At 38.4% G+C, this 17,747-nt stretch carries 18 protein-coding genes, 1 tRNA gene and 1 other RNA gene; 11 read left to right on the top strand and 9 right to left on the bottom strand.

The window, feature by feature from the left end; translation table 11 throughout:
- Nucleotides 1-101 precede the first annotated feature (101 nt).
- The gene (locus tag FHK88_RS04030) at nucleotides 102-1,151 is read left to right on the top strand and encodes an IS481 family transposase (RefSeq protein ID WP_227429178.1); all 1,050 of its coding nucleotides are present in this window, start codon (nucleotides 102-104) and stop codon (nucleotides 1,149-1,151) included.
- A gap of 208 nt (nucleotides 1,152-1,359) precedes the next feature.
- On the top strand, nucleotides 1,360-1,656 hold the full coding sequence (locus FHK88_RS04025; protein WP_227429481.1) for a putative quinol monooxygenase: 297 nt from the start codon (nucleotides 1,360-1,362) through the stop codon (nucleotides 1,654-1,656).
- A gap of 368 nt (nucleotides 1,657-2,024) precedes the next feature.
- Here FHK88_RS04025 and FHK88_RS04020 read toward each other — a convergent pair whose 3' ends face one another.
- From FHK88_RS04020 to FHK88_RS03980, 9 genes are all read right to left on the bottom strand, one after another.
- Complete coding sequence (locus FHK88_RS04020) at nucleotides 2,025-2,438, bottom strand: Imm44 family immunity protein (protein ID WP_227429480.1); 414 nt, start codon at nucleotides 2,436-2,438, stop codon at nucleotides 2,025-2,027.
- Nucleotides 2,439-2,452: 14 nt separating this feature from the next.
- Nucleotides 2,453-2,914 (bottom strand): hypothetical protein, encoded by a 462-nt coding sequence (locus FHK88_RS04015; protein ID WP_227429479.1) that lies wholly within the window; start codon nucleotides 2,912-2,914, stop codon nucleotides 2,453-2,455.
- Between the two features lie 98 nt (nucleotides 2,915-3,012).
- The gene (locus FHK88_RS04010) at nucleotides 3,013-3,483 is read right to left on the bottom strand and encodes an SMI1/KNR4 family protein (protein ID WP_227429478.1); all 471 of its coding nucleotides are present in this window, start codon (nucleotides 3,481-3,483) and stop codon (nucleotides 3,013-3,015) included.
- A gap of 34 nt (nucleotides 3,484-3,517) precedes the next feature.
- On the bottom strand, nucleotides 3,518-3,988 hold the full coding sequence (locus tag FHK88_RS04005) for an SMI1/KNR4 family protein (RefSeq protein ID WP_227429477.1): 471 nt from the start codon (nucleotides 3,986-3,988) through the stop codon (nucleotides 3,518-3,520).
- Nucleotides 3,988-4,212, bottom strand: coding sequence for an HNH endonuclease (locus tag FHK88_RS04000; protein ID WP_227429476.1), 225 nt, complete (start codon nucleotides 4,210-4,212; stop codon nucleotides 3,988-3,990). The genes FHK88_RS04005 and FHK88_RS04000 overlap by 1 nt, the downstream gene beginning before the upstream one ends.
- Before the next feature lie 193 nt (nucleotides 4,213-4,405).
- Nucleotides 4,406-4,726 carry an REP-associated tyrosine transposase gene (locus FHK88_RS14140; RefSeq protein WP_264480601.1) on the bottom strand — a complete coding sequence of 107 codons (321 nt, stop codon included), beginning with the start codon at nucleotides 4,724-4,726 and terminating at the stop codon, nucleotides 4,406-4,408.
- 199 nt (nucleotides 4,727-4,925) lie between these two features.
- Entirely contained in the window at nucleotides 4,926-5,570 is a 645-nt protein-coding gene (locus FHK88_RS03990) for a hypothetical protein (RefSeq protein ID WP_227429475.1), read from the bottom strand.
- A 249-nt stretch (nucleotides 5,571-5,819) separates the two neighbouring features.
- The gene (locus tag FHK88_RS03985) at nucleotides 5,820-6,353 is read right to left on the bottom strand and encodes a hypothetical protein (protein ID WP_227429474.1); all 534 of its coding nucleotides are present in this window, start codon (nucleotides 6,351-6,353) and stop codon (nucleotides 5,820-5,822) included.
- Between the two features lie 340 nt (nucleotides 6,354-6,693).
- Nucleotides 6,694-7,593, bottom strand: a complete 900-nt coding sequence (locus FHK88_RS03980) for a LysR family transcriptional regulator (RefSeq protein ID WP_227429473.1) — start codon at nucleotides 7,591-7,593, stop codon at nucleotides 6,694-6,696.
- 231 nt (nucleotides 7,594-7,824) lie between these two features.
- Here FHK88_RS03980 and metE point away from each other — a divergent pair, with 231 nt between their 5' ends.
- From metE to FHK88_RS03935, 9 genes are all read left to right on the top strand, one after another.
- A complete protein-coding gene (gene metE / locus FHK88_RS03975) occupies nucleotides 7,825-10,083 on the top strand; it encodes a 5-methyltetrahydropteroyltriglutamate--homocysteine S-methyltransferase (protein ID WP_227429472.1) in 2,259 nt (752 codons plus the stop codon).
- 534 nt (nucleotides 10,084-10,617) lie between these two features.
- Nucleotides 10,618-11,820 (top strand): Na+/H+ antiporter NhaA, encoded by a 1,203-nt coding sequence (nhaA, locus tag FHK88_RS03970; protein ID WP_227429471.1) that lies wholly within the window; start codon nucleotides 10,618-10,620, stop codon nucleotides 11,818-11,820.
- A gap of 8 nt (nucleotides 11,821-11,828) precedes the next feature.
- Nucleotides 11,829-12,407 carry a DUF2799 domain-containing protein gene (locus FHK88_RS03965; protein WP_227429470.1) on the top strand — a complete coding sequence of 193 codons (579 nt, stop codon included), beginning with the start codon at nucleotides 11,829-11,831 and terminating at the stop codon, nucleotides 12,405-12,407.
- A 92-nt stretch (nucleotides 12,408-12,499) separates the two neighbouring features.
- Nucleotides 12,500-12,865, top strand: an RNA gene (rnpB, locus tag FHK88_RS03960) — RNase P RNA component class A.
- Between the two features lie 100 nt (nucleotides 12,866-12,965).
- Nucleotides 12,966-13,042 (top strand) — tRNA-Met (locus FHK88_RS03955).
- A 188-nt stretch (nucleotides 13,043-13,230) separates the two neighbouring features.
- Entirely contained in the window at nucleotides 13,231-14,043 is an 813-nt protein-coding gene (locus tag FHK88_RS03950) for an ABC transporter permease (RefSeq protein WP_227429469.1), read from the top strand.
- Nucleotides 14,044-14,086: 43 nt separating this feature from the next.
- Nucleotides 14,087-14,758 (top strand): ABC transporter ATP-binding protein, encoded by a 672-nt coding sequence (locus FHK88_RS03945; protein WP_227429468.1) that lies wholly within the window; start codon nucleotides 14,087-14,089, stop codon nucleotides 14,756-14,758.
- Nucleotides 14,736-15,842: a capsule biosynthesis protein gene (locus FHK88_RS03940; RefSeq protein WP_227429467.1), complete on the top strand. Its 1,107-nt coding sequence runs from the start codon at nucleotides 14,736-14,738 to the stop codon at nucleotides 15,840-15,842. Before FHK88_RS03945 ends, FHK88_RS03940 begins: the two co-directional genes overlap by 23 nt.
- Before the next feature lie 99 nt (nucleotides 15,843-15,941).
- Nucleotides 15,942-17,726: a polysaccharide biosynthesis/export family protein gene (locus FHK88_RS03935; RefSeq protein ID WP_227429466.1), complete on the top strand. Its 1,785-nt coding sequence runs from the start codon at nucleotides 15,942-15,944 to the stop codon at nucleotides 17,724-17,726.
- The last annotated feature ends 21 nt before the right edge of the window (nucleotides 17,727-17,747 follow it).

The following is a 17,747-nucleotide window of genomic DNA, read 5'->3' as shown; positions in this document are numbered from 1 at the left end:
TGTACTAGTCTCAACCTAATCTGACAATCACACTTTAAAAAAGAGTGTGTTACCCAAATTGATGAAGATGTCTAAACTTTATCAAATAAGGAATAACACACATGAACCATTCTAGCACAAATAGTAATCCAATCATCAAACACAGAGCAGGCTTACTAAACTTAGCTCAAGAGCTAGGTAACGTCTCTAAAGCTTGTAAAATAATGGGGGTCTCTCGAGACACCTTTTATCGCTATAAAGAAATGGCAGACAACGGCGGTATAGGCGCATTAGTGAATCAATCAAGGCGAGTACCTAACCTTAAGAATCGAGTTGATGAGTCCACAGAACAAGCTGTCATACAACATGCCATAGACTATCCTGCTCACGGTCAGCACAGAACCTCTAATGAACTTAGAAAAGTAGGTATTTTTGTTTCAGGCAGTGGTGTACGTTCTATATGGTTAAGACACAACCTAGAAAACTTCAATAAACGTTTAAAGGCATTAGAGGCAAAAGTAGAAGCCGAAGGCATCCTCTTATCTGATGAGCAAATATCAGCACTTGAAAAGAAAAAACTAGACGATGAAGCATCTGGTGAGATTGAAACAGCACATCCAGGCTACCTAGGCTCACAAGATACTTTCTATGTCGGTCATTTAAAAGGCGTTGGACGTGTTTATATGCAGACCTTTGTAGATACTTATTCGAAGGTAGCACATGCTAAGTTATATAATACCAAAACACCGATTACAGCTGCTGATTTACTCAATGATAAGGTATTGCCGTTTTATCAAGAGCATGAGTTACCGATGCTTAGAATATTAACAGATAGAGGTACTGAGTATTGCGGTAAGGTAGAACAACATGATTATGAGCTTTATTTGGCTATCAATGATATAGATCATACTAAGACTAAAGCCAAATCCCCGCAAACCAATGGTATTTGTGAGCGGTTTCATAAGACTATCTTACAAGAGTTTTATCAAATTGCTTTTCGAAAGAAGATTTACGATAATCTAGAGTCTCTACAAGCTGATTTAGATGATTGGCTTGTTTATTATAATTATGAAAGAACTCATCAAGGTAAGATGTGCTGTGGTAGAACACCTATGCAAACGCTTACTGAGGGTAAATCCGTTTGGGCACAAAAGAATTTAGCTCAAATATAACCTGACATCTTGACCGTCAATTTGGGGGTACTGTCAGATTAGGTTTGAGCTAGTACAATATATGATAATTATACCAACTTACTCAAATAGCTTATCTATACCAAAACTGACTTAGCTTACTAACTTATAGTGCTTTTGTCTGTTTTCCTTGATAGGCTTATTAACTAACATGGTATTACTATAAACTTCTAATAAAAAAGGATCTGTTATGTTAAATACACCTCTAACTATTGTTGCTAACATTACTGCTAAACAAGATAAAATTGAGATGGTTAAAACAGAGCTACAAAAATTGATTGAGCCAACTCGTGTAGAGCGGGGCTGTATCAGTTATGATATGCACCAAGATAATGAAAATCCTGCACATTTTGTATTTTATGAAACTTGGCAAAGTGAAGATGCTTTGCAAAAACATCTTGAAAGTGAGCATATTCAACATCTACTTGCTGTTACTAAAGATGCTTTGGATGCGTTTGTAGTGACTAAACTGACTAAATTATCGTAAGTCAGTTTGACTGTATTCTAAGTTTGTATTTTTTAAATAGTAAGTGAGAAAAGGTGGGTAAACATTTCGTTAATCTACCTTTTTTATTTAGATGAGGAAGTATTAATTTACTAAGAATTTTTAATAGATTTATTATCCCTGATTCTAAAATAGAGGCTTTTCGCCAGCCAAGCCCGTCAATCCGGAACAGGTGTTCTTCGGTGGTGTTGAAGGTTTCTTCTAAGCCATTGTCATGGCGTATGTTGACTGCATAGATAGGGACATTGGGGGTAACTTTTGTGGCGATACTTACTTTAGTACCAATCAATTTAATAAACTAAAAAAGCTTGGCAAAACCAAGCTTTTTTAGTTTATTATTGTTCATGTGATTAATGTATAGTTATCCAGCCATTTTTTAAGGCAACGCTTTGAGTGTCTTGGCGTAAGTTTTCTATTCCTGCTTCGTTTAAGCCCTTTTCTATTAATAAGTCTAAACTACGCATCAGCATCTCATAAATGAGCTGTTGCTGTCGCTTGACATCACCATTAACAAACTCAGGATAATCAATTTGCAGTCTAAAATCCATGTCTTTAGTCTTTGGTGAATATTTGATGATTTCACAATACCGCTCTTGGTCTTTTTTATCTTTCATTAAAACAGCTATACAATCCCAACTTTTTAAATCAATATCATAGTCTTTACCATCAATTATTGAGTTAATTTCGTCTTCTACGAAGTTTTGTGAGACTCTAAGTTCATCGCTTATGTTTCCACTGTATTCTGCACTCATCCATAATTTCATAGCTGCTCCTTTAATTATTGATAGGTTTTATTAAGATCAGGCTTTTTACCATATTTTTGCTCATAGTCTTTAATCATTTCAGTTTGTTTACTATGCATATCTTTTTTAGTACCTGAGTCTATTTTTTGATATCGCACATCCATTTCTTTCCTCTCTTTTTTGGTATAGCGTTTTTGGTTACCTACTCCAAAAGCATCTTCTCCAAGAGTGGTTTCACCATACTTTTTCACTTCACCTGTACGACGGCAAGTTAAGCAGTATAATTCAGCAGGTTGGTCACCTAAAGTATTACCATGATCATTGGGTGAATTAACAGGTTGTTGTATGCCATTTTTATCAATAATATAAAAACCGCCACTATCACGCTGATAGATTTCTTCACCATTGTCATCAAACTTACCTGTGCTTTTTGCCCGTCCATTACCTAACCCTGTGCCATCAGGGTTTTGGGTGTAAATTACTTTACTAAAATGCATAAAGAGCGAGTTAATACTCGCCCTTTATTGAACTAATCACTTGTCCAGTATATTGATTATACTAACAAATTCTTTGTTTTTAATCGTTAGATAATTAACTACTCGTGTAACATCTCCATAAACTCTTCAAAAGAGTCTGCAACATGATTAACTACCATAGAAGTAGTACCATCTTCATTTTCTATGTGATCATCATGATACATTAATACTACTTTAGGATTATCACCTGTTGGATCGTCTCGATAGTCAAAACAAACATAATCACCATTTGCACAAATTGCAAATGCTACTAAGTGAGGTACTCCTGCATACTTAGGGTCTGATACATATTGTTCAGCAAGAATATTTTCGACTTCACTATTATCAAAACTTAAAAAGTTAACATCTCTTTCATCTACTTCCCCATATACATTAGTAAAATCAAAAATGTTATTATATAGACGCATTCCGTCATGCTTTGTAACTATTTTCTTGTACAAACCTGGAAAAAAATAATTTATTTTTTTTTCTACAGTACTAAAAACTTCCTTAGAGAGAATACCATTCTCTCTATAAATTTTTAACTGCATAATTATCTCCCATTTTTCATCGTTAGATAATTAACTACTCGTGTAACATCTCCATAAACTCTTCAAAAGAGTCTGCTACAAAGTTAATCACCATGTGACTACTGCCATCTTCATAATCCACGAAATCATCGTGATAGACTAAAACCACTTTTGGATTATCTGTCATGGGGTTATGCCTGTAATCAAAGCATACATAATCACCATTGCCACATATTCCGAATACAATAAGATGCTTTATTCCATAATTATCAATTTCACAAATATTTTTTTGGAAATCAATAATATTACCGTTTTCATGGTTTTTCTTTAAACTAATAAAATTAATATCTCTATCATCCTTAGTGCCATAAATATTAATAAAGTCAAAAGTATTGTCTTCTAATTGTAAAGCGTCATATTTTTGAACCAATTCAACATATTTAATAGGAAATTTATAAAGCAATAAATTTTCAATCTCTGATATTTGATTCAGAGAATTAGTTCCATTTTCATCGAATATATTCATTACTTGCCCTCTTTTAAAGAATTTTGACCTGTGTGTGCCATGGTTTTATTAGAATGTATGTCCATCGGAACTAGTTGCATATTATTAGGTGATGATTGTGCATTATGATGCCAAGTATAGCCATCTATTTTATCTCTCCCAGCTTTCATATCATCCATCTGTCTTTCCGTAAACTTACTTTTAGCTACAGCACGTAGGTTGGGTGTCGCAAGCTCTACCAACAATTATATATCGAAGAGCTATTCAATCACTCCAATTTACAGGTAATAAACCCTCCGCTACGAATTTATGGAATGATGAGTATTGCCAATCCTGACCCCGTTCAACATAGCCATGCTTTACAGGATTCATATGGATATAATCGATATGAGTGCGATAATCCAACTCATCACGTATGCAATGCTCCCAAAATCGACATTACCAAATACCACGCTCGCCTTTTTTCTGACGGCTCTTTGAGATAGGTTCGGTTTTGGCAATACGATAAGAGAAGTCGTATTTAATAAGCTTGATACGTTTAGAATAGTGAGCATCGTCGTTTGGTATTGTACATAAAATATGCAAATGATCAGGTAAAATAACGATAGTATCTATGTGAAAGGGATGTTTTTGTTTGACGGTTTTAAAGGCGTTGCGTAGGGTTTCAATCTCTTTAATAAGCAAGTCACTTGATCTATCGGCAAGGTTAATTGTGAAGAAATAACTTGCACCCTGATGATAGTGCCTTCGATATTGCATGGTATTCTACAAGTAGTAGGGTGGAGTTAGTTTTAATCTATCATATTGGGTGTCGCAAGCTCCACCCAACCTACGTGCTGTTATATATTGTTTAGTTTTAGGGTTATAGAATACGGCCATTCACCGTTTTCGGATAATATTTGAATAGAGGTATAAGTATAAGTATAAGTTACAAACCACAAAGTTAGATTTTTGGTATTTAGAAAGCCATATTGTTATCTTCATAAATAGTTTTCGCAAAGTTCAATGCAGTATTCAAATTGCCATAGAAAGGGCTGTTATTATCCAATATACTCCATCCCTTGTATTGGCTTTCTGCAAATATCTTTTTCAATAATAATTCGTTTGCCGCTATAAGAATATATTCCCCTGCTATTTGGTAAATAAGAATATCTAAGCTTGAATTAAAACATACAATAGTTTCTGTACATATATAGGGCATAGAAGAACGAATGACAATATAATTTTCCAATGTTAGTGATGCTCTTGCTATGCCAGCAGGATTAAACTGTTGATAAGAATAAGTTCCTTCAGATAAGTCTCTTATATTACTTAAGCACGTCCAGTAAAACTCTTTTTTAGCAAATTCATTATCTAATCTTTCTAAACTACTAAAAAAATAATCATCCCATTCTTCGGCTTTTGAATTAATACTATTAGGGGTTACTAATGCAATTTTCCAATTTTTACTAAACATAAAAACTGGGTTAACTATAGGAGCGAAAGTTTGAATTTTATCTAATAAATTGCTAACACTTCTTACATCTCTTTCCCCTGTGGCAAGAAAAATATCCTTTGCTTTATCATCATTAGGAAGCCATGGCTTATTATAATTCTCTCTCATTTTAATCACTCTTAAATTAATAACGTATTTTAATGACCGCTTTACCTTTAGGATTCTGAACTTCAATAGTTTGTAGGGTGCATTCCATGCACCATTTATCTAACTGCTGTTTGTAAAATATACGCTATAACCCTGAACAACGATAAATATTGAATAGATAGCATGTAGGTTGGGTGTCGCAAGCTCCACCCAACCTACGTGCTATATGCAGACTATCTATTTTCGTGGTTTTATTTTATGTCCACTTTATTAGCGTTGTATTTGTTGTTTAGTTTCAATTAATTCTGGATTATTGGGATCAACTGCATATAATTGACGAAAATATAATTCAGGATTGGTAATGCTATTAATCAAAACACTAATTTTATCAGGATGCTCTATTGAGGGCTGTGCAAATCCATCTATATATAAATCATTATCGAGATTTCTTGTTAATATAATTTGGAAACGCAAACTCCCGTCAGAGTTATATACTGCGGCATTATTAGGTCGCTCAAAAAACCAAGGATAGCTCTTAGCTTCGCTAAATTTATTTGGTGTCTTATCATAAATTACGATAAATCCTGTTCTATCTGGTAGCACCTCTATGAGGTTAGAGATAGGGATAAATATTTCTTTACCGCTATCTAAAATAATATAGCGTTTAGACGAAACAACTTTGTGTCCTTTGCTTAAATGTGTATATAAACCATCAGTTTCCATATTTTTATCACTTGATATAAAAATATTATTATCTTCACATTTCTTTTTTGATAAGATTTCTCTAATTCTTAACTTATTCATTTAAGTGCCTTAGGTTTTTCTAATGAGCTAAAGTCAACTTCAAACTGCTCGGGACTAGTTTGTAGGGTGCATTCCATGCACCATTTATCTAATTGCTGTTTGTAAAATATATGCTACAACCTTGAATAACGATAAATATTGAAAAGATAACCGATGTGACCGCTAGCCCTGATGGTAGCGGTATCCTGACGTAGCTGATGGCGATGCGGACTGTGGCAGGGGACAGTGTTGAGGTAACAGCAATGCCCTCTGACACATTAGTCCGCACGCCATCGGCAAGGCAGATATAAGCGGACAGCAGGATTGGCTACAGATTAGCTGTTATTTAATTATTAATCTATTAAGGTTTTACAATCCCTTCTAATAAATTGGCAAACCCCTGCATATAGGCGGTGTTCATACTGCTGGTGCGAGTGGCGGCATACAGCTGACAATATACCCCTAGTCCATTTTCAGTTTTCAGTGGACGTGATACCACCCAACCTTTGCGTTCATATTCTGCCACTACCCAATCAGGCAATGCAGCTACGCCACGCTCACTGGCAACAAGCTGTACTAACATGGCAGTCAGCTCGGTGGTGCGTATTTTGGCAAACTCTTTGCCCGCGGGTGACATAAATTTGGCAATGACATCCAGCCGTTTACTTTCGACAGGGTAGGCAATCAGCGTCTCGGCTGTTAAGTCTGATGCGGTGATTTGTTCAAGTTTTGCCAGTGGGTGGGTGGGAGAGAGTACCAAGCGACTTTCGTATTCAAATAGTCGCTGATAATGTAGCCCTTCTATCGGTAAGTCACTGGTGGTAATCAGTAAATCAATGTCCCCTTCTAATAGCAGATGATGCGGCTCTGGCTCAAACCCTGTGGCAAAGTCAAGTTCAACATCTGACCATTCTCGGCGGTATTTATTCAATATTGGCATTAGCCAATCAAAACAACTGTGACATTCTGAGGCAAGGCGTAATCTGCCTGCTTGTCCGTGGGCAAGGCGTTTTAGGCTCATTTTGGTGCGGGTGACTTGTGGCAAAATGCTGTCTGCCAATTTAAGCACTTCAAGCCCTGCGGGGGTGAAGCTCAGCGGACGGGTACGGCGATTGACCAAACTGATGTCGTAATAGTTTTCTAATTCTTTGAGTTGATGTGAGACGGCGGAGGCAGTGACGTGTAACTCTTCGGCGGCGGCGGCAAGTGAGCCATGTGCACGTAAGGCTTTTAAGGTGTTAAGGTGGCGAAGTTCTAGCATAGTGTGTGACCAATTTAGTGTATTGCTAATAATAAGAAGTAATAATTAAGTAAACTGCTAAGGTGTTCATAAGATAGTTGGCTATTATACAGTATTCATCGCAATAATTAAAATAATTCATCTTAAAATGAATAACATGATTTTTATTCATTAAACAAATGACGTAAGATACTCACCATCGAATCTAACTATTTTCATTTAATGGTTTAATTTTCACCAAAGGAGTATTTTATGAGCACACCTACCCATATTTTAGGTTTTCCCCGTATTGGCGACAAACGCCAAACTAAATTTGCCTTAGAGCGTTATTGGAAAGGCAAGCAAGACAAACAAGCGACCCTTGAGGCATTGCAAGCGGTATTTACTACCAATATTCAAGACCAAATCGACGCTGGTCTATCTATCGTAACCACTGGTGATTTTGCTCATTATGATTTGGTATTAAGCCAAGCGGTTGCCTTTGGTATTCAGCCACCACGTTTTGAAGGGGCAGAAACCCTAGATACGTTTGATCGTCAGTTCTACTTTGCTCGTGGTCGTGACCATACTGGCAAATATGAAGACAAAGCGGCGTGGCAGATGACCAAATGGTTTGACACCAACTATCACTATCTTGTGCCTGAGCTAGAAGCTGAGCAAAGCTTTGATAATGTTGACTTTACCCAAATCTTTAAACAAGTTGCTGATGCTCAAGCAATCCTTGAAAAAAATGGTAAACAAGACACGCCATTAAAAGTAGTATTGGTCGGTCCAGTTAGCTTTTTATACCTTGCCAGCTCAAAAGCAGAAGACAAATTAAGCCATCTTGATAAATTGCTACCTGTGTATGCTGACCTATTAAATCAGCTTGGTCAAAAAGGTGTGCAGTGGGTACAAATGGACGAGCCTATTTTGTCACTTGACCTAGAAGGCAAATGGCAACAAGCATTTGAGCGTGCTTATAATGGCTTGCAACAAACGCCACCTGAATTAATCGTTGCCAGCTACTTTGATACCCTAGGTAATAACTGCCATTTGGCGTGTAACTTACCTGTTAGCGGTGTGCATATTGATGTGACTCGCACCAACAAGCCTAAGCAATATATCACTCAAGTGATTGACCATCTACCAAGCCACAAAACCCTATCTATTGGTGTGGTTGATGGACGTAGCGTATGGACAACTGACCAAACTAAAGCTCAAGAATTGTTAGCAGGTGCTTATGAGCGTTTGCAAGACAGATTGTGGGTTGGTACGGGCTCATCATTGCTACATTTACCAGTCGATTTAGCCTCAGAAGACGTGCCAAGCGAGCTACAAGGCAAGTTGGCATTTGCTAAGCAAAAACTCAAAGAAGTGGTCATTTGTGGTCAATTAGCAACAGGCGATGTGAAAGCAGACGCTAATGCCACTGACATCAAACTAACCCCATACAATGATGATGCCCAAGTGCGTCAAGGGGTATTTAGTGAGCGTTACGCCAAACAGCAAGACAAATTAAACTTGCCATTGTTCCCCACCACTACCATTGGTTCGTTCCCACAAACCAGTGAAATCCGTAAAGCACGTAGTCAATGGAACAAAGGTGAACTATCAGACGCTGACTACAAAACAGCGATGCAAGCCGAAATCAAACGTGCTGTTGATGAGCAAGAAAAACTAGGCATTGACGTATTTGTTCATGGTGAAGCAGAGCGTACCGACATGGTTGAATACTTTGCTCAATATATGGACGGGTTTTGGTTATCAAAAAATGGCTGGGTACAAAGCTACGGTACTCGCTGTGTACGTCCGCCCATCGTGGTTGGTGACATCAGCCGTCCAAATGCGATGACTGTAGAGTGGATTAAATACGCTCAAGATTTAACTGATAAACCAATGAAAGGTATGTTAACTGGTCCTGTGACTATTTTGAACTGGTCATTTGCTCCAAGTGATGCCGAGACTCGTGACATCTTACGTCTGCAAATTGCCGAAGCGATTAACCAAGAAGTGGGTGATTTACAAGACGCGGGCATTAGCATTATCCAGATTGATGAGCCTGCTTTCCGCGAAGGTTTGCCACTAAAACAAGCTGACCAACCACACTACTGGAGTGAAGCGGTTAAATCATTTAAGCATTCTGCAAGCTGTGCCAATGAAGACACGCAAATTCATACACACATGTGTTATTCAAGTTTCCATGACTGCCTAAATCATATCTCTGATATGGACGCAGACGTGATTACTATTGAAACGTCACGTTCAGGCTTGCAGTTGTTGGATGCGTTTAAAAATGACGGCTACCACAACGCCATTGGACCAGGTGTGTATGACATTCATAGCCCACGCACCCCAGACAGCAGTAACATGCAGGTGGTGATTGATGAAGCACAAAAATACATTCCAGTTGAGCGTCTATGGGTCAACCCTGACTGTGGTCTAAAAACTCGTAACTGGGAAGAAACCATCTCAGCGTTGCAAAACATGGTAGAGATGACTAAAAAAGTGCGTGAAGTATATTCAGCGTAGTTTAAGAACAAATAGTTAATAAATCGTTAATTTCCCTCTCTCAAGCTTTCCCAGAGGGAGGGGAGAAAAACCCAACTGTCGAATGATGGTTGGGTTTTGTTGTTATATAAAAACCAGAAAAAGGAATTCATGGGTTTTAAAAGCCAGCAATGAGAAATGGTTAAATGAGCTTCTGTTAAGTCTTATGTCAAATAATGGAATAAGTGAGATTAGGTGGAGGTGATATATAGCAGTGATAAATAATAAAGATATCGCTGAATTGACAATAGTCATCACTTTTATTTTCTTATCTTCTGATAGAATGACGGCTGTATCACCATTGAGGATAGCTACTTTTCTCTAAAATTGAAACTGTATTTAGTGAACTAAGTGTATGTATTTGCGAGCCTATGTATAATACTGCCCATATATCATAATGGGGCGCTTGTACCAATAATATATATACGAAAAGACATTGTAAGTGTATACAGTGATTGATTTATTTTGGATGAGTGGCACATGTATAAGAATGGGTATTTTCTTTAAGGAGCAACTATGGCAATACGACGGATAAAGCAGTTTTTTGAGTTTGATGCTGCAGGTGGGATTGTATTAGCACTTGCTGCACTGGCAGCAATGATTGTAGCAAATTCACCACTACATCATTGGTATGAAAGCTTTATTCATGCGCCAGTTATTGTACAAATTGGTAGTTTAGCAATTGATAAGGATGCTCATCATTGGATTAATGATGGACTTATGGCGGTGTTTTTTTTCTTAGTAGGGCTTGAGTTAAAACGAGAAGTACTCATTGGTGAGCTATCAAACTTAAAGCAAATCATTTTGCCAGCTGCTGCCGCAGTTGGTGGCATGGTTGTACCAGCCATGATTTATATTGCTTTTAATCATCATAATACAGACTATATGCAGGGGTGGGCGATTCCTGCTGCTACTGATATTGCCTTTGCTATTGGTATATTAAGCCTGCTTGGTAGTCGGGTGCCAAATGCTTTAAAAGTTTTTTTGGTCTCTATTGCTATTTTTGATGATATTGGTGCGATTCTCATTATTGCACTATTTTATACCAGTGAGATGTCACTGACCTCATTAATTGTTGCCAGTGCATGTTTGCCATTTTTATATTTTCTTAACCGCCGGAATGTAACACGTATTACACCTTATCTGCTGTTTGGGCTTATCATGTGGGTAGCGGTATTAAAGTCAGGTGTCCATGCAACCTTAGCAGGTGTGATATTGGCGTTCTTTATTCCAATGCGAGATAAAACTGACCCTGAGCATTCTCCATTAGAAGAGCTAGAGCATGACTTACATGGAACAGTTGCTTTTGGTATTTTGCCAATCTTTGCTTTTGCCAATGCTGGTATCTCGCTACAAGGCTCCGGTATTGATGCACTTTTCCATTCTGTTCCATTGGGTATTGCAGCCGGCTTGTTCTTAGGTAAGCAAATAGGCATCATGTTGATGTGTTGGTTAATTTTGCAATTGGGTCTATCTAAGATGCCAACAGGTATGAATTATAAACAAATTTATGGTGCTGCACTGCTATGTGGAGTTGGCTTTACCATGAGCTTATTTATTGGTGGTTTGGCATTTGATAGCAGTTTAACTGGATTTGATGAACGGTTAGGTATTATCATGGGGTCTATTGTTTCTGGTTTGGCTGGATATTTATTATTAAAAGCCACTTTAAAAGAAGTCAAAGATGAAACCTCAGTAGACTTAACTCAACTTCATTAGGAGGTGTTATGGGGGTATTTCAGAGTGTTCGTAGTATCTTGATATTAGCCAGTATAGTAATACTCTCAGGCTGTGCGACTTTATCTAAAGAAGAGTGTCGCACAGGGAACTGGGAAGCAATTGGTTTTAGTGATGGTGCGTCAGGATATACCCCTGCACGTCTAAATAGTCATAATAAAGCCTGTGCAAAAGTAGGTATTGCACCAGATTACCAAGCTTGGGAGCGAGGAAGACAGGCTGGGTTAACGCAGTATTGTACTCGTGACAATGCCTATATTATCGGTAAACGAGGGCAATCAATGAATGCTGTCTGTCCAGCTAGTATGAATACTGAGCTACAGAGTATCAATGCTGATGGTCGTCGTTACCATACTTTAAGTCAGCAATTAACACAGGAACAGCAGGATTTAGAAAAGTATAGAGAAGAATATCGTAAATTACGTGATGGTGATAATCTCGGCTTTAAAACAGAAAAAGAGGCCAGAGCCTATCTGGTTGGACTTCCTGATAAAATACGTAGAAGTGAGCAGCGTATTTCTGAAATTCAAAGAAATCTCACTCAACTACAGCGTCGTTATGGCTACTAGACAGCATGGTTGTTGGGATAATACAGCCCTTAAATGTGTATTAATAGTAAAATGACGATGTGAGCAAGAAGATTTTCTGCTATACTTGCGCGCTGGTGAACCAGACGATCGCTGTTTTATTATCTAATGGATAATAAAAGGGAGGAAAGTCCGGGCTACATAGGGCAGTGTGCCAGCTAACGGCTGGGCGGGGAAACTCGACGACAAGTGCAGCAGAGAGAAGACCGCCATTTTTTTCTTTAGAATAAATGGTAAGGGTGAAAGGGTGCGGTAAGAGCGCACCGCATGGCTGGTAACAGTCCATGGCAAGGTAAACTCCACACGTAGCAAGACCAAATAGGCATCGATATGGCGTGGCCCGCGTTCGATGCGGGTAGGTTGCTTGAGTGTGCTGGTAACGGTACACCTAGATGAATGATCGTCCTCGACAGAACCCGGCTTATCGGTTTACCATTTCTTTACTTTGGTTTTATACTTTGAACCTCAATTTATTTGAAAAAAATATACTTTTGGGGTTGACGAAGTTAAGATGCTTCGGCATAATACTGAGCCTCAAATGGCGATGTAGCTCAGCTGGTTAGAGCGCACGACTCATAATCGTGAGGTCAAGAGTTCAAGTCTCTTCATCGCCACCATATTTCTATAGAAAAGTCAGTCACTTAGGTGACTGGCTTTTTTTATGCCTTCTCACCACTGAAGCATATTAGCATTGATGTTGGTCGTATGCTTGTAGCGGTTGAGTGTATTTTCAATGATAATCTCTTGTAACTTCTTCTGCTCCCGCTTATTATAGGAGCGACTTTTTTAACCTTAGAAAGATAATATGTCAATTAAGTTACCTCCTTATCGTCCTGTACAACGACGTAGTGGTCTTAAGGTCATGGGTGCTGCTTTTCATGCCTTATTGATGCGGGAGCTACAGACTCGGTTTGGTGGATATCGCTTAGGATATTTATGGGCGCCTTTAGAGGTGATGTTCCAAGTGGCGATTTACTTGGTCATCTTTGGTGCTGTGATGAAGCGTGCTTTGCCTGGCATGGAGTATACATTGTTTTTGGTAGCAGGATTGGTGCCATTTCAGATGTTAAGTCGCATTGCTAATCGTTCGTTAGGCGCTGTGGAAGCAAATAAAGGGCTGTTGATGTATCGCTCTGTACGTCATATTGATGTGATTATTGCCCGCTCATTTCTAGAGTTGATTATTTATTTTTTTACCTTTGTTCTCTTACTAGCCCTATTAAGTTTTTTTGGTATTTATCCGAGCTTGGCACATCTTGATGTTGTGTTATTTTGTTGGGCAACTTTATTTTTATTTAGTTTTGGTTTGGCTTTGATCATGATGGTTATTGGCTATTATGGTGGAGAAATTAGTAAGGTTGTTGGTCTGATTTTTACCGTTTTATATTTTGCTTCAGGGGTGATTTACTCAATTCATATTGTTCCTGAGCCATATCTTAGTTATCTTTTGTATAATCCTTTTATTCATAATCTAGAGCTAATGCGACATTCACTATCTCCAACCTATCCAGCATATCATATTGATATTGGCTATTTTTTGAAATGGATGGTTTCGGTGAATTTTATTGGACTATTATTGTATAAAGCGGTAGAAAAAGATTTAATTCGTTCAAAATAATTTCATATAAACTCAGTGGTTATTAGATAAAATAGGCATTTTAGTGATTGAATTAAGAAATGTAACTAAGTCGTTTATGACCAAAAAAGGTCGTCACTATTTGTTTAAAGACTTGAACCTAACCATTGGTGATAAGCAAAGTGTTGGATTGCTAGGACGTAATGGTGCTGGTAAATCTACTTTACTGCGCATTATTTGTGGGTTGGATGAGCCAGATTATGGTGATGTCATTACAAACTCAACGATTTCTTGGCCAGTAGGTGTGGCTGGCGGGTTTCAGGGTAGTCTCACTGGACGACAAAATGTGCGTTTTGTTTGTCGATTATATTCCAGTGGGGATTATATTGATGAAAAGATTCGCTTTGTTGAAGAGTTTGCTGATATTGGTAAGTATTTTGATATGCCAGTGAAAAGCTATTCATCTGGTATGAAAGCAAGGTTAACTTTTGGGCTAAGTCTGGCATTTGATTTTGACTATTATATGTTAGATGAAGCGGGTGCAGTTGGCGATGCTGCTTTTCGTAAACGTAGTGAGGCGATTTTGGCAGCTCGTCGTGCACAAGCTGGGTTTTTGGTGGTATCCCATAATTTAGGCGATATTGAACGCAACTGTGATATTGGTATTGTTTTAATGGATCAGACCGCACATGTGTTTGATGATACAAAAGAAGCGATAGAGGTGTATAAAGAGCATGTCCATAAAGCGAAAAAATAAAATTATTAACTTCTCGCTGTTTATCGGCTTGGTTATCATTCCATGGGTGTTGATCATTTTTTATGTCATGGTATTGGCACATCCACGATTCGTTTCTACCTCAGAGGTGGTAGTTAAGCAGGTTAGTGAAGCCAATGTGCCAGCAGCTGGTGGGCTGGGTGCACTATTAGGGGTGAATAATACCAGTGTTGAAGATGCCAACTACTTGACAGACTTTATTTTATCTAATGATATGATTAAGCAACTGGATCAGAAGTTTGACTTTCGTCAGGCCTATTATGTAGATGGTAAAGACCCATTGTATGAGATTCCAAAAGATGCGACTCAAGAAGAGTTGTTGAATTACTTTAAAAAGCGAGTGCATATTGCACTTGATGAGAAAACTCATGTTTTGACTGTGACTACCGAAGGGTTTACGCCAGATTATGCTTTTGAGTTAAATAAAGCGATATTGGCTGTGTCAGAGCAGTTTGTAAACCGTATTTCCCAACAAGTTGCTAAAGACCAGCTTGCTTTTGCTGAGCAACAGTTGCAGGACTCTGAAAACAGATTGAATGCCGCAAAAGAGCAACTACTGAGTTACCAAAATCAAAATGAGATTTTTGATCCTCAAGCCAATGCTCAACTGGTGAACCAGTTAATTGGTAGCTTGCAAGCTCAGTTGTCAACATTGCGTACTGAAGAGCGTCAGTTGCTTAGCTATCTGAATCCAGATGCACCACAAGTGGTGTCTTTGCGTAGTCAGATTAGTGCTGTTGAAAAGCAGATTCAAGAAGAGCAGAAGAAACTGACATCACCAAATACAACCAAATTAAACCGACAAGCAGTACAGTTTGATAGTTTAAAAGCCGATGTGGACTTTGCAACAGAGTTGTATAAGTTATCATTATCATCGCTAGAAAAATCTCGTTTAGAAGCACTGCGGAAGATGAAAAATCTTATTGTTATTGCGGCACCCTATGAGGCGGAAGAAGCTATTTATCCTCGTCGTGCTTATATTATCTGGACATCACTGGCACTATTATTGATTTTTTATGGCTTTGTACGTTTAGTGATGGCTGTGGTTCGAGATCATAGAAGCTAGTTTCATTAATAGTATCTCTCTTAATAATATTAGTGATTTTGTTAGACACCCACGATAAATACATTCAAAGTTATCGCAACACATAAAGGAAAGTCGCCCATGAAACGCCAACAACACCTATTGGTTGTCACTATTTGTACCATCATGGGTACAGTTTTGCCTTATAGCAGTACACAAGCTGCCACTGGCTATACCAATCAAATGGCTGGTGTAAACATTGATTCACAAAATAATCGTAATGGTCGTATACAAGCACCCAATGTTTCTACACGGGCGTTTGATTCACAAGTACCAGCACAGGCATCTATGAGTGAGGCAATTGATGCGGCAAGCTTACCGTCTTACTCTATTCTTAATGCTACCTCATCTTATCAAGGTAATCCTGCTCAGGGAAATAATGACAGTAGTCAGGTATTCGGGGCACAATTATTCCGTGGTGCATTTGCAACCACATCTGGCTCTACATTTAATAATAGTTATACCATCAAGCCAGGAGATAATATCTCAGTGCGTATGTGGGGTGCGTATCAATATGCAGCAACGATGACTGTAGATCCACAAGGAAATATCTTTTTGCCGAATATTGGTCCTTTAAAGGTATCAGGGGTAAAAAATGGCAACCTACAGAGTGTGGTAGAGAGTGCGGTAAACCGTATTTATCGCTCAAATGTCTACGTTTATGCATCGTTAGAAGAAGCACAGCCTGTGAAAGTGTTTGTGACAGGATTTGTTAATCAACCGGGTTATTATGGTGGGTTGGCTGCTGACTCAGTTTTATCCTATTTGGATCGGGCAGGTGGTGTTGACCCTGAGCGTGGTAGCTATATTGATATTAAGATCAATCGTAATGGTCAGTTGATGCAGCAGGTCAACTTATATGAGTTCTTGTTGGGAGGCAAGTTATATCCTTTTAATTTTGAAGATGGCGATGTCATCACAGTTGCACCACAAAAACAAACATTCGGTATTACCGGTCAAGTACAAAATCAAAATGTATTTGAATTTAATGTTCCTGATTTGACCATAGGTGATGCTCTGGCTGTTGCCAATCCCAAAGCTGATGCAACAAATGTCAGTATCACACGGAGTGCTGGACGGGCGCAAACATCTGAATATTATACATTGGCAGAAGCACAGAATGTGCCAGTATATAATGGAGATCAGCTGGTTGTGACATCAGACCGTTATGCTGCCACAATTGCTGTGCAGGTAAAAGGGGCTCATATGGGTAATGGTGCAGTTATTTTGCCATATGGAGCGAGATTAAAAGATGTTGTCGCACAGTTGCAACCCAGTCCAATGGCAAATTTATCACATTTAACTATTTATCGTGATTCGGTAGCAGACCAGCAAAAACAGATGATTAATCGTTCTTTAGATCAACTAGAAGCAATGATGTTGTCATCACAGTCATCGACTCGTGAAGAAGCTGCGTTACGTCAAGATGATGCAAATTTGATCAAGCAATTTATTGCAAAAGCGCGTAATGTAGAGACTTCTGGACAGATTGTGGTTGTATCCGACTCATGGCAAGATATCATTTTGCAACAAGGTGACGTGATTGAGATTCCTGAACAGACATCAGTAATTACAGTTAATGGTCAGGTACGTACACAAGGTGCATTGAGCTTTAACCCAGCATTGACAGTTGGTGATTATATTGCGAAGTCTGGTGGCTTTGATGATAATGCAAATACAGATTCTATTTTGGTTATTCATCAAAACGGTGCAAATGAGGTTGTCAATACAGCTTACCGCGTACAACAGGGTGACGAAATTATGGTGTTGCCAAAAATTAAAACCAGACAGATTGAAATTACGCGAGGCATTAGCCAAATTGTTTATCAGTTGGCTGTTGCTGCTAAAGTGATATTGAGTTTATAACTTGATGGTAGCGTAAATGTC

Origin of the sequence: Psychrobacter sp. I-STPA6b, assembly GCF_020662265.1 — a bacterium.
In the GTDB taxonomy this organism is placed as follows: domain Bacteria; phylum Pseudomonadota; class Gammaproteobacteria; order Pseudomonadales; family Moraxellaceae; genus Psychrobacter.
The sequence above is the reverse complement of the archived record's forward strand: the minus strand, read 5'-3'. Positions and strand labels throughout refer to the sequence as shown.